11 protein-coding genes and 1 pseudogene are annotated in these 12,707 nt (G+C 68.2%); 6 read left to right on the top strand and 6 right to left on the bottom strand.

Going from position 1 to position 12,707, the window contains the following annotated elements:
* Positions 1–993 (bottom strand): LacI family DNA-binding transcriptional regulator, encoded by a 993-nt coding sequence (locus DPM12_RS06410; protein WP_112257526.1) that lies wholly within the window; start codon positions 991–993, stop codon positions 1–3.
* 116 nt (positions 994–1,109) lie between these two features.
* Between DPM12_RS06410 and DPM12_RS06405 the strand changes: the two genes are divergently transcribed.
* From DPM12_RS06405 to DPM12_RS24255, 3 genes and pseudogenes are all read left to right on the top strand, one after another.
* Entirely contained in the window at positions 1,110–2,060 is a 951-nt protein-coding gene (locus DPM12_RS06405; protein ID WP_112257426.1) for a nucleoside hydrolase, read from the top strand.
* Positions 2,057–3,022, top strand: a complete 966-nt coding sequence (gene add, locus DPM12_RS06400; protein WP_112257425.1) for an adenosine deaminase — start codon at positions 2,057–2,059, stop codon at positions 3,020–3,022. Before DPM12_RS06405 ends, add begins: the two co-directional genes overlap by 4 nt.
* A gap of 15 nt (positions 3,023–3,037) precedes the next feature.
* A pseudogene (locus DPM12_RS24255) lies at positions 3,038–3,133 on the top strand (type II toxin-antitoxin system antitoxin VapB33); the annotation flags it as partial.
* Positions 3,134–3,418: 285 nt separating this feature from the next.
* Here DPM12_RS24255 and DPM12_RS06390 read toward each other — a convergent pair.
* The 5 genes from DPM12_RS06390 to DPM12_RS06370 all read right to left on the bottom strand — a co-directional run bounded on the left by DPM12_RS06390 (position 3,419) and on the right by DPM12_RS06370 (position 9,036).
* Positions 3,419–4,150, bottom strand: a complete 732-nt coding sequence (locus DPM12_RS06390) for an ABC transporter ATP-binding protein (protein WP_112257424.1) — start codon at positions 4,148–4,150, stop codon at positions 3,419–3,421.
* The gene (locus DPM12_RS06385) at positions 4,143–5,855 is read right to left on the bottom strand and encodes a branched-chain amino acid ABC transporter ATP-binding protein/permease (RefSeq protein WP_112257423.1); all 1,713 of its coding nucleotides are present in this window, start codon (positions 5,853–5,855) and stop codon (positions 4,143–4,145) included. Before DPM12_RS06385 ends, DPM12_RS06390 begins: the two co-directional genes overlap by 8 nt.
* Positions 5,856–6,734, bottom strand: coding sequence for a branched-chain amino acid ABC transporter permease (locus tag DPM12_RS06380; RefSeq protein WP_211658537.1), 879 nt, complete (start codon positions 6,732–6,734; stop codon positions 5,856–5,858).
* Between the two features lie 17 nt (positions 6,735–6,751).
* Positions 6,752–7,939, bottom strand: a complete 1,188-nt coding sequence (locus DPM12_RS06375; protein WP_123788466.1) for an ABC transporter substrate-binding protein — start codon at positions 7,937–7,939, stop codon at positions 6,752–6,754.
* 110 nt (positions 7,940–8,049) lie between these two features.
* Positions 8,050–9,036: a LacI family DNA-binding transcriptional regulator gene (locus DPM12_RS06370; protein ID WP_112257524.1), complete on the bottom strand. Its 987-nt coding sequence runs from the start codon at positions 9,034–9,036 to the stop codon at positions 8,050–8,052.
* 381 nt (positions 9,037–9,417) lie between these two features.
* On the opposite strand from DPM12_RS06370, the gene DPM12_RS06365 reads away from it, so the two are divergent.
* Genes DPM12_RS06365 through DPM12_RS06355 form a run of 3 tightly spaced genes read left to right on the top strand, consistent with a single transcriptional unit; the run spans position 9,418 to position 12,688 of the window.
* The gene (locus tag DPM12_RS06365) at positions 9,418–10,353 is read left to right on the top strand and encodes a carbohydrate ABC transporter permease (RefSeq protein ID WP_112257421.1); all 936 of its coding nucleotides are present in this window, start codon (positions 9,418–9,420) and stop codon (positions 10,351–10,353) included.
* A 44-nt stretch (positions 10,354–10,397) separates the two neighbouring features.
* Complete coding sequence (locus DPM12_RS06360; protein WP_112257523.1) at positions 10,398–11,291, top strand: carbohydrate ABC transporter permease; 894 nt, start codon at positions 10,398–10,400, stop codon at positions 11,289–11,291.
* A 29-nt stretch (positions 11,292–11,320) separates the two neighbouring features.
* On the top strand, positions 11,321–12,688 hold the full coding sequence (locus tag DPM12_RS06355; RefSeq protein WP_112257522.1) for an ABC transporter substrate-binding protein: 1,368 nt from the start codon (positions 11,321–11,323) through the stop codon (positions 12,686–12,688).
* Positions 12,689–12,707: the final 19 nt, after the last annotated feature.

The raw sequence follows: 12,707 nt of genomic DNA, 5'->3' as shown, positions 1-12,707 counted from the left end.
TCAGCCGGTGCCGGTGATCAACGGCGGCTGCGGGCAGCCGCAGCTGCGGCGGGGAACGAGGCGTGCCCGCGCGGGGGCGTCGGGCAGTGGCTGGCCGAGTAGCTGGTTCACGGCGCGCCTGGCGATCTCGTCGAACGGCTGCTGCGCGGCGGCGAGGGAGGGAACGGTGAATGCTGCCTCGGCGCTTCCGTCGCAGCTGATGAGCGCGAGGTCGTCGGGAACGTGGATGCCGAGGCCGCCTGCCGCGGCGAGCACGCCGAAGGCCTGCACATCGGTCGCGGCTAGCAGGGCGCGGGGAAGCCGCGACTCGGAGGCGAGCTGGCTGGTCAGCTCGGCGGCGGCCTCGCGGCTGTAGGCGCAGCGCAACACCTCACCGGTCGCGGATTTTCGCCACGCCGCGAGCCGTGCGGACACCGGGCCGTCGTCGGCGAGCCCGGCGAGGAAGTCCACGCGCTCGTGACCGTGCTGATCGTGCAAGTGTGCGACAGCCGATGTCACCGCGGTGTCGTTGTCCGCCGCGACGAGCGGCGCCGTCGAGCCCTCCGGGCGGTGGTGGACGGCGACCAGCGGGGTGCCGGCCTGCTCGGCGGCGATGGCGGGGTCGGCCGCACCGTCTGCCGAGACGATGATCAAGCCGTCGACCTGGGACGCGAGAAGGCGATCGAGCACGGCTGCCTGCCGCTGGGCGTCGTATCCGGCGTTCGCGAGGACGGTCAGCTTGCCGGCGGTGTCGAGGGCCGTTTCGAGGTGCCGGCCGAGCGTGGCGAAGTACGGGTTCACGGTGTCGGGCAAGACGAGGCCGATAAGTCCGGAGGAGCCCGAGCGCAAGGCGGCGGCCATGCGGTTGGGCCGGTAGCCGAGTTCGTCGGCGGCAGCCAGGACCCGCTGGCGGGTGTGCGCTGCCACCGGACGCGGGCCGTCGTTGAAGACGTAGCTCACCACGGCCGTGGACGTGCCCGCTCGCCGGGCGACATCGACCATCGTGATCGCCATGGACACCTCCCTCTTCATCAGCTTGACAGATCAGATCATCGCATTCGAGAGTGGAGTCTAATCGTTTAGATAAGCCGTGTTCGGACAACCGTGCCGGGCGAATTCAGGGATGGCGGATGCTTGAGCTCCTCGTGGACACCGATACCGGATCCGACGACGCGGTCGCCCTCCTGCTCGCAGCCCTCAATGAGGACACCGAGCTGACCGCGGTGACCACCGTCGCCGGAAACGTCCCCGTGCCCCTGGCCACCAGAAACGCCCTGCTGACGCTGGAGCTCGCAGGTCGGGGACAGGTGCCCGTCTATCAGGGCTGCGAGCGTCCGATCGTGCGGCCCTTGCACACGGCCACCGCCGTCCACGGTGACGACGGCATGGGTGATCTGGGGTTGCCCGAGCCGGCCGGGTCTGCCCGCCCCGGGCACGCGATCGACGTCCTGCTCGACCGGGCGCGGTCCCGGCCCGGCGAGCTGACGCTGGTGACCCTGGGGCCGCTGACCAACTTGGCGGCCGCCGTGCTCCGGGATCGTGCGTTGCTGACCAGGTTCCGGCACGTGTATTGCATGATCGGAGCGCCGGATGCGGTGGGGAACATGAGCGCCACAGCGGAGTTCAACGCCTGGGCCGATCCGGAAGCCGCGCACGTCGTGGCGGAGGCGGCAGCTCCGGAGCTGGTCACCTGGATCGGCTGGGACGTGTCGCGGCGAGACGCCGTGATGACTCCCGACGATCAGCACGCGCTGCGTGAGCTGGACACCCCGCTCGCCAAGTTCACCCAGCGCATCAACCGCAAAGTTGCGGAATGGGCGGCGACGGTGACCGGGCTGGACGGCTACGACCTGCCGGACCCGGTGGCGATGGCCGGGGTGCTGCGGCCCGATCTGGTCATCGAGACCGAGCCGGCCCACGTGCGAGTCGCCCTCGGTGACGAGGCCCGTGGCCAGACCGCGCCGGACCGGCGCCTGGACGCCCCGGCGGCGAACGTGACCCTGATTCGCCGGGTGGACGGGAAGGGTTTCAAGGAACTCCTGTTCGACACCCTGGCCAAGCGCGTGGAGGACGCACCATGAAAGATCGGAACGACCGTGTGGAGCTGCACTGCCATCTCGACGGCTCGGTTCGGCCGGGCACCGTGGCCGAGCTCGCCGCCCAGCAAGGTACGCCGCTTGCTCGCCCGGTGGACGAACTCGTGGTGGCGCCAGCCGAATGCGGTTCCCTGACGACCTATCTCGGCTACATCGAGCCGGTTCTGGACGTCCTGCAAACGCCCGATGCCCTGCATCGTGCGGCGCGCGAGCTGGTGCACGACTGGCACGCCGACGGAGTCGGCTACGGGGAAGTCCGGTTCGCTCCCCAGCTACACGGGCGGCACGGCATGAGCATGGACGAGGCCGTCGACGCCGTGGTGGCGGGCCTGGCGGCCGGGCGCGCCGAGACCGGTGCTGGTGCGGATGCGGGTGCGGGTGTCCGGACGGGACTCCTGCTGTGCTGCCTGCGCCACCAATCGCCGGACATCAGCGAGCGCGTGGTGGACACCGCGTTGCGGCATCGAGATGTCGTGTCCGGCGTGGATCTTGCCGGTGACGAGAGCCACTCCGGGCAGCCGCACCGGGAGGCGTTCGCCGCCGCGCACGCGGGTGGGCTGGGCGTGACCATCCATGCGGGCGAGGCGGCCGGACCGGCGAGCGTGTGGGAAGCGCTGGATGTGCTCGGCGCTGCCCGGATCGGTCATGGCGTGCGGGCGGTGCAGGAGCGGGCGCTGCTGGACCGGTTGCGCTCCGACGGGGTGTCGCTGGAGATGTGCCCGGTGAGCAATGTCCAGACGGGCGCGGTCGCGAGCCTGGCTGACCATCCGGCGGACCGCCTGCTGGCCGATGGCTTCGCGGTGACCATCTCCACGGACGCGCGGACGACATCGCAGACGACGCTCGAACGGGAATTCCAGGTTCTTGCCGGGCAGTTCGGCTGGACCTCCGAGCACGAGGACCGTTGCCAGCACCACGCCCGCGCCGCGGCTTTCGGGCAGATCTGAACCGGTGATCCGTATCGGATGACACCTCACGAGTCCGCCGCGCGACCAGGATTCGATCTGGCAGGTTTCAACAGGCTCGCCGACGAGCTGGAAGACGAGGCGATCATGGACCAGCCGGGTGGTCGCCGTGATCATTTTCGACATGCGGTCGGATACGTCCAGGACTGGCTGGCGCAGCCAACTGTCGAATTCCTCGTTCCTGGAGTCAAGCACCTGGACATAGCGTTGCGGCTGGTGGAGAGCATGGGAACGGCCGGCAACCTGACCACGGGTGTCCAGCTGGCGGCATACGCGATCGAGCAGCAGGGGGAGGTGTACTCCAACGATCCGGATTTCGGCCGGTTCCCCGAGCTGACGTGGATCAACCCGCTCGCATAGGGGTCGCGCAGACGGGCCTCACTCGACGCCGAGATAGGCCTGGACGACGCGGGGATCTTTCAGCAGGCGCGCGGCTGGCCCGGAATGGGCCAGGGTGCCGGTTTCCAGCACGTAGCCGGTGTCGGCGGCGCGCAGGGCGCGGCGGGCGTTCTGCTCGACGAGCACGACGGTCACGCCGCTGGAGCGGACGGTCTCGATCACGCCGAAGATCTCGTCCACCATCTTGGGGGCCAGGCCCATCGAGGGTTCGTCCATGAGGATCACCTGGGGCCGGGCCACCATCGCGCGAGCGATGGCCAGCATCTGCTGCTCCCCGCCGGAGAGCGATCCCGCACGCAGGTTCCGGCGCTCGGCGAGCACGGGGAAGCGTTCGTACATCTCGTCGATGGCGGCCGCAGACGCCTTCCTTCGCCGCCAGCCACCGAGTTGCAGGTTTTCGGCAACCGTGAGGGTCCCGAGGATCTGGCGGCCTTCGGGGACCAGAACCATGCCGGCGGCGACGAGCTTGTGCGCCGGCCAGCGGGTCACGTCCCGGCCCCGGTACAGCACGGTGCCCGCACGCGGTTTCACGAGCCCGGCCACGGCGTTGAGCACGGTGGTCTTACCGGCGCCGTTGGCGCCGACTAGGGTTACCACCGCGCCTGCGGGGACATCGAAGGAGATGTCGCGTACCGCCTGGACCCTCCCGTAGGACACGTGCAGGCCCTGCACCGAGACGATGGTGTCAGATTCGGGTGCCGTGTCAGACATGTTCGCGTCCCGTCTCGTCCGAACCCAGATACGCCTCGATGACCTGCGGGTCGGATGCCACGACCTGGGGTGGTCCGCTGGCGATGACCTCGCCGAAGTTCAGGACGACCACCCGCGTGCAGGTGTCGAGCACCATGTGGACGTTGTGCTCGATGAGCATGATGGTCACACCGTCGGCAGCCAGTGAGCGGATGAGCTCGGACAGCTCGGCGGCTTCGACCCGGTTCATTCCGGCGGCGGGCTCGTCGAGGATGAGCAGGGAGGGATGCGACGCCAGGGCACGCGCGATCTCCAGGCGGCGCTGGTCGCCATACGAGAGCTGTGCGGCTGGTACGTGCTCGCGGTCGGCGAGTCCGACCCGCTGCACTTGGCGCCTGGCCTGGGAGACCGCCCGGTTCTCGTCCCTGCGGGCCGACGGCAGCCACAACAGGCGGCGCACGAAGGTGGGCTTGCTGACCAGATGGGTACCCACCAGGGTGTTCTCCAGGACCGACAGCCGGTCGAAGAGCTTGGAGTGCTGGAACGTGCGGCTCACGCCCGCCCGGGCGACGCGGTGGGCCCCACCGGCTGCGCCGAGCTTGCGCCCGAGGACGTGGCCGTCGCCACTGGTCGGCGCGACGTGACCGCTGATCATGTTGACCAGCGTGGTCTTGCCGGCGCCGTTGGGACCGATGACCCCCAGGATCTCTCCCGCGCGCAGCTCCAGGTCGACGTCGTGCACGGCGTGCACGCCCCCGTAATCCTTGCCCACGCCGTTCAGGGTGAGAACCGGGGTGTCCGCCGCCGGAAGCTCGGGCAGCTCCGGCGGCTCGTTGCCGGCGCGCGGGCCCGTGGATGGTGCGGGCGGCGGCGATCGTCGCAGGCGACCGTGCAGGTATCCGGCGATGCTGGACAGGCCACCGGGCAGCAGGAGGATCACGACCAGCAGCAGCGCGCCGGTGACGAATGGGTGGATCCAGCCCGCTTCCAGGCCCGCGGCACGTTGCACTTCGGGCACCATGGTGATGAAGGCGCTGCCCAGCAGCGGGCCAAAGAAGACGAGGAAGCCGCCGACGACGGCGACGACCAGGCCGTCGAGCATCATGCTGAAGCCGAAGTCGGAGGGTCCGATCCGGCGGACGAAGTAGGCGAAGAGCACGCCGTACAGTCCCGCGATGGCCCCCGAGGCGACGAACGACGTCATCCGGGTGCGTGCCACGTCGACGCCCATGGAACTGGCGGCTACCTCGTCCTCGCGCACCGCCGCGAAGGCACGCCCGATGCGGGATGGTCCCAGCCGCCAGAACGCGTACACCAGGATGGCGAGGACGAACCACGCCAGCTCGGGCGTCACCCACCGTTCGAGCCGGAGCCCGCGGGCGCCGTTCGTCCACTCCGCATTGAGCATGAGGATGCGCACGACCTCGGCGAAGGCGATCGTGGCGATCGCCAGGAAGACGCCGCGCAGCCGCATGACGGGCAGGCCGAGAACGAAGGCGGCGGTCGCGCCCACCGCCATCCCGACAGGAATGCCGACGAGTACCGGTGACAGCCCTCCGAACAGTGGCGTCTCCGGGACGACGAGCGTGGAGATGTAGGCCCCGAGCGATGCGAAACCGGCCTGGCCGAGGCTGAGCTGCCCGGCCATGAGGACGACGTGGAAGGAAAACGCCAGGATGCCGGTGAGCGCCATGGTGGTGATCAGGGACTCGTAGCCGGCGAACATTCAGACCTCCCGCGCCTTGATCGTTCCGAACAGACCTTGGGGGCGCACCAGCAAGATGGCGAACAGGAGGCCGAAAGCGACGACGTCCTTCCAGGAGGACCCGATGTGATGGATGGTGAGCGCCTCGGCCAACCCGAGGATCAGCCCCGCCGCCATGGCTCCCCACAACGAGCCCATGCCGCCGAGAATGATGACCGCGAAGCCGGTGAGCTCGATGGCCAGGCCCATTCCGAGGTCGCCTTGGCCGACGTTGAGCACCATCAGCATGCCCGCCATGGCGCCCAGGGCGGAGGAGAGGGCATAGGTACTGGCCGTGACCCGCTCCACGTTGATGCCCAGCACCCGCGCGGCCCGCGCGTTCTCCGCGACCGCGCGCATGGCCCGCCCCAGCGGGGTGGCCGCCACCACCCAGGCAAGACCGAGCATGAGCACCAGCGCGAGGCCCAGGGTCGTGAGCTGGGCGAGACTGATCGACACGCCGGCGACCGTGTAAACCTCGTTCGGGAAGGCCTCGGAGGAGATGCTCTGCTGCTCTGTCCCGTAACGTGCCTGCACCAGGGCGATGAGCATTCCACCGAAGGCGACAGACGAGATCAGGCCGGCGAAGTGCTCGTCGGGACGCCCGGCCAGCGGGCGGAAGGCGATCCGCTCCAGCAGCAGCCCGATCAACCCTCCGGCCAGCATCACCAGGGGAAAGGCCAGCCAGATCGGCAGGCCCTGCCGCGAGATCAGATCGACGGAGAGGAACCCGCCGGTCGTGAAAATCGCCGCGTGGGCGAGGTTGAGGTGGCGCAGGATGCCGAACACCAGGGTGAAGCCGATCGCGAACAGGGCATAGATCGAACCGGCGAACAGCCCGTTGGCCAGTTGCTGCAACATCGAACGTCCCGGGATCGTCAGCCGTCGAGGAGGGTGAACTCACCGTCCTCGACGATCTGGACGACGGGCTCGTGGTGAACCTCCCCGTTCTCGTCGAGCGAGAGGGTGCCCAGCACGGTATCCAGCTCCGAGAGCTGGCCCAGGTTGGTCTTGATCGCCTCGCGGTTCCCGTCGCAGCCGGCTCGCACCGCCGCGTCGATCATGTGGGCCGCGGTGTATGCCTGGGCGGCGAACTGATCCGGAGCGCGATCGTAGGTGTCGGTGTAGGACTCGATGAATTCGGCATTGCCCGGGCTGTCCAGCGCGTCACTCCAGGCGCCGCCGACGATGAGCCCTTCGGCCGCGTCCTCCAGGTTGTCGATCATCACCGGCGAGTTGAAGGCGTTGCCCCCGACGATCGGCACGTCGAGGCCGAGCTCGCGAGCCTGCTGCACCAGTGGGACGGTGGCGGCCGGCAGGGCCGAGAGAACCAGCGCGTCCGGATCGTCCTCGCGGATCTTGGTCAGCTGGGAGCGGAACTCGGTGTCAGCCGTCTGGAACGTCTCGTCCCCGACGATCTCGATACCCTCCTCGTCGAGCACCTCCGTCATGGTGGTGTACGCCGACGAGGTGAACTCGTCCTCGTTGTCGTGCATCACCGCGACGTTCTCCAAACCCAGCGCGTCGCGGGCCGCGGGCAGGCTCTGCGCGAGGGCCACCTCCTCGGGGATGGAGTTGCGGAACACGTAGTCGCCGATATCCGGGATTCCCTTGGCGGTGGTGGAAATTCCCAGGACGGGAACGCCGGCCTGCTGCGCGTCCTCGAACGTGGAGAACGCCATGTCCGACAGCGTCGGGCCGACGATAATGCTGACCTCGTCGCGCTCGATGAGCTTCTCGAATGCCGCGATGCTGTCTTCCAGCTCGGTGGCGTCGTCTTCGAGGACGAGCTCGTACTCGACACCGCCCTTGCCGTTGATCTCCTCGAATGCCAGCTCCAGCCCCTCGCGCTGGTACTCACCGGCGAAGGCGGCGCCTCCGGTGAGGCTGAACACCACCCCCACCGGCACCGGCTCCTCGATGGTGCACTCTTCCCCGGAACCCTCGCCGGCCAGGCCCTCGACGGCAGTGGCCTCCTCGTCGTCGGCCGCGCCATCCTCGACACAACCGGCGGCCAGCACCGCCACGGCGGCCACGACTGCCGTAGAAGCAACCCTCGAGCGCATGATCCTCCCTCGTCCACGCCTCCGGTGGCGCCGTCGATCGTAGCCGCGATCGCCGCGCGGCGATACCTCTCGGGCGGCGTACGCGGTCAGCGCGGGGGAGCGGCGTGGGTTCATGCCGGCGGCGGCGCCGTGCTCGCGCGGGGGACGAGCCAGGTCGGTACCAGGGTGGTGCCGCGCTCGGGCGCGTCGGTGCGCATCTGCCGCAGCACGCCTTCGACGCAGCGGTGTCCGGTCTCGGTGAAGTCCTGGTGGACGGTGGTGAGCGGCGGGATGAAGGAGCTGGCTTCGGCGATGTCGTCGAATCCGACCACGCTGACGTCGTGGGGGACGCGCCGTCCGCCTTCGTGGAACGCCCGGAGCACGCCGAGCGCCATCTGGTCGTTGGCGACGAAGACGGCGGTGCATCCGGATTCGCGGAGGAGTTGCAACCCTGCCTGGTATCCGGATTCGGTCGACCAGTCTCCACGGAGCATCGGCGGGACGGGGCGTCCGTCGCTTTCGAGGATCGCGCGCCACGTATCGGCGCGGTGCCCGGCGGCGAATGACTCTTCCGGGCCGGCGACGTGCCACACCGTGCGGTGGCCGAGGTCGAGGAGGTGGCGGACGGCCTGCCGGGTGCCGTCGGCCTGGTCGGTGTCGACGACGCTGTAGCGGTCTCCGGCGTCGGCGCTGACGACCACTACCGGGACCCCAGGGGGCAAGGTGACGGTCGAGGTGTCGAGCAGGTGGACCTCCATGATAACGATCACGGCGTCGACGGCCAGCTCGCCGAGCCGGGTGAACGCGCCGTGCACGCCGTCTTGGGTGGGAACCGCGACGGGGATGATGGTGATGGCGTAACCCTCGCGCGCAGCAGATGTGGTGATCGCTTCCAGGGTCCGCACGTTGCCGGTGGTGGCCAGGGTAAACAGGATGACCCCGATGGTGCGGAATTCCCCGCTCTTGAGCGCGCGGGCCGCGCTGTTGGGCCGGTAGCCGAGCTCGCGCATCGCGGCGAGGACGCGCTGGCGGGTGGAATCCACCACCCCCGGGTAACCGTTGGAGACGCGCGACACGGTCTGCGACGAGACGCCCGCGTGCCGGGCGACGTCGGCCATCGACACCCGCTGACGCGGTGCGTGCACGCCGTTCGCCGGACGGGTGGCCGTGCCATCCGATTCCGGCCGCCGCTGGCCAGGCGCGTCGTCGGCGGGGTGTTGGCTCATCATCACTCCGTGCTCCTGCTCGGTAATTCGGGTGCCGCCGTGGGCGAGTGTCACAGCTCGGTGATGGAGTCTTGACGCCTGCCGGGAACGGTGACAACATCACGCTAATCCATGTTTACGTAAACATCGCATCCGGACCCGCCTGATGTTTACGTAAACATCGGATGGCCGGGGCTGCCAGCCCACGGGTAGCCGCAGGTCAGCACCACCGCACCACCGAATCGACGAAGCACACGAATCGATGACGCAGGACGACAACTTCGAGGAAGCCGGATGACAACGTTGGCCGAACCCGTGGCCGAGACCGGGTCACCGACGCCGCGATCGCGTCGACCGCGACGAAGGCGTTCCTGGATCGGCTGGGGTTTCATGGGACCGTTCATGGCGGTCTTCGCGCTCGTGTTCCTTGCCCCCATCGGATATTCGATCTATCTCAGCCTGTTTCGCGAGCAGATGGTCGGCGGCACGTCGTTCATCGGGTTGGAGAACTACCAACGCGCGCTCAGCGATCCGCAATTCTGGGCGGCGCTGGGCCGGGTCTCGATATTCCTGGCCGTCCAGGTTCCGATCATGCTGTTCCTCGCCCTGCTGGTCGCGCTCGCGATCGACAGCGGCCGCCTGTACGGCAAGAGCTTCTTCCGGATCACGATCTTCATGCCGTACGCCGTGCCCGCCGTCGTCGCCACGCTCATGTGGGGCTTCATGTACGGGACGCGGTTCGGCCTGGTGGCCAACATCAACGACGCGTTCGGTATCTCGTTCCCCGATCCGCTGTCGCCGGACCTCATCCTGATCTCCATCGGCAACGTCGTGACGTGGGAGTTCGTCGGGTACAACATGCTGATCTTCTACGCGGCGCTGCGGGTGATCCCGCCGTCGCTGTACGAGGCGGCCGAGATCGACGGCGCGAGCCAGCTGCGTGTCATCACGTCCATCAAGCTGCCGGCCATCAAGGGAGCCATCGTGATCGCGACGATCTTCTCGATCATCGGGAGCTTCCAGCTCTTCAACGAGCCGAGCATCCTGCAAAGCCTCGCACCGAACGCGATCACCTCCAGCTTCACGCCGAACATGTACGCCTTCTCGCTGTCCTTCTCGGGCCAGCAACACAACTACGCCGCGACGGTGGCGATCATCATGGGGGTCATCACGATGGTCATCGCCTACCTCGTGCAGCTGCGCGGCATGCGGAAGGGGGCTGAAGCGTGACCACGCACCTTCCGGATCGCGCGCGGAAGACCTCCAGCCGGCCGATGACCCCGCTCGCGTCCACGCGCCGGCGGGCGCGCCGCCACTACACCGTGGAGCGTCCCCGTCGCAGGCCGCTGCTCACCGCCCTGACCGGCATCGTGCTGATCTACAGCCTCGTCCCGCTGGTGTGGCTCTTCATCAACGCCACCAAGACCCAGGAGAGCCTGTTCGGATCGTTCGGCCTGTGGTTCGGCGACGGCTTCGCGCTCTGGGACAACATCGTCGACACGCTGAGCTACGACGACGGGATCTTCCTGCGCTGGCTGCTGAATACGGTGCTCTACGTGGTGCTCGGTGCCGGTGGTGCCACCTTCCTGGCGGTTCTCGGTGGCTACGCCCTGGCCATCTTCGACTTTCCCGGCAAGCGTGCCGTCTTCGCGATCGTGATCGGGGCGGTCGCCGTGCCGGGGACGGCGCTCGCGGTGCCCACCTTCCTGATGTTCAGCGAAGTCGGGCTCACCAACACCCCGTGGTCGGTCATCATCCCGTCGCTGATCTCGCCGTTCGGCCTGTACCTGATGTGGGTGTACGCCTTGGAGGCGATACCCACCGAGCTGCTGGAAGCTGCCCGGGTGGACGGATCGGGGGAGTTCAGCACCTTCTTCAAGGTCAGCTTGCCGCTGCTGGCGCCGGGGATGGTTACCGTCTTGCTGTTCACGATGGTGGCGACCTGGAACAACTACTTCCTGCCGCTGATCATGCTCCGGGATTCCAGCTGGTATCCGCTGACGCTGGGTCTGAACGAGTGGAACTCGCAAGCCTCCACGGTCGGCGGCGAGGCGATCTTCAATCTGGTGATCACTGGCTCGCTGCTGACGATCGTCCCCCTGATCGTGGCGTTTCTGCTGCTCCAGCGTTTCTGGCAATCCGGGCTGACTGCGGGAAGCGGCAGATGATGTCCGACACCGATATGAGAGGAACCGACATGACCGAATACCGACACCGCGCGGCGAGGTACCCGCTCGCCCTGACATGCTCCGTGGGCCTGGCCCTGGCGTTGACCCTTTCCGCCTGCGGCTCCGACGACTCGGGCACCAGCGAGGGCGGAGCCGCCGACGATGCCGAGGCGTCCCTCGAATCCGCCCTCGAGGAAGGTGGGGAGATCACCGTGTGGGCATGGGAACCCACGCTCGACCAGGTGGTGGAGGACTTCGAAGAGGAGTATCCCGAGGTCAGCGTCGACCTGGTGAACGCGGGAAGCGGCGATGACCAGTACACGGCGCTGCAGAACGCGATCTCCGCGGGTTCCGGCATCCCGGACGTGGCGCACATCGAGTACTTCGCCCTGGCCCAGTTCGTCCATGCGGAGGCGCTGACCGATCTGGCCCAGTTCGGCGCCGCGGAGTTGGAGGGGACGTACACGCCGGGTCCGTGGAGTTCGGTCTCGCAGGGGGAGGGCGTCTACGGCCTGCCGATGGACTCCGGGCCGATGGCGCTCTTCTACAACAAGGAGGTCTTCGACACCCACGACGTCGACGTGCCCACCACCTGGGACGAGTACGTCGACGCGGCGCGGGAGCTGCAAGAGGCTGACCCGGACGTGTACATCACCAGCGACACCGGCGATGCCGGGCTGGCGACCAGCCTTATCTGGCAGGCCGGTGGCCAGCCGTTCCAGGTGGACGGCACCGAGGTGACCGTCGATTTCACCGACGAGGGGTCCACCACGTACGCCGAGACCTGGCAACAGCTGATCGATGAGGATCTCGTGGCGCCGATCAACGGCTGGACCGACGAGTGGTACCAGGCACTGTCCGACGGAACGATCGCCACGCTGTCGGCCGGCGCGTGGATGCCGGCGAACTTCGAGTCGGGCGTCCCGGGCGCCTCCGGCGACTGGCGGGTGGCGCCCCTGCCGCAGTGGGAGGACGGCGAATCCGCCAGCGCGGAGAACGGCGGCAGCGCGCTGGCCGTGATGCGCGACGGCGAGAACGCGAACGAGGAGCTGGCGTACGCGTTCGTCGAGTACGCGAATGCCGGCGACGGCGTGCAGACGAAGATCGACCAGGGTCTCTTCCCGGCGGTGGTCGAGAAGCTGGAGTCGGACGAGTTCCTGGAGACCGAGTTCGAGTACTTCGGTGGCCAGCAGGCGAACAAGATCTTCGCGGAGTCGGCGGCGAACGTCCGCGAGGGCTGGAGTTACCTGCCGTTCCAGGTCTACGCGCACTCGATCTTCAACGACACCGTGGGCCAGGCCTACGTCTCCGACACCACCATCAGCGACGGGCTGCACGAGTGGCAGGAGGCACTGACAACGTTCGCTGCCGACCAGGGGTTCGACGTCAGCCAGTGAGGCCGGCCCGTGACGTCCG

Source organism: Phytoactinopolyspora halophila (assembly GCF_003287285.1).
In the GTDB taxonomy this organism is placed as follows: Bacteria; Actinomycetota; Actinomycetes; order Jiangellales; family Jiangellaceae; genus Phytoactinopolyspora_A; species Phytoactinopolyspora_A halophila.
This window is presented reverse-complemented; position numbering and strand designations above follow the sequence as displayed.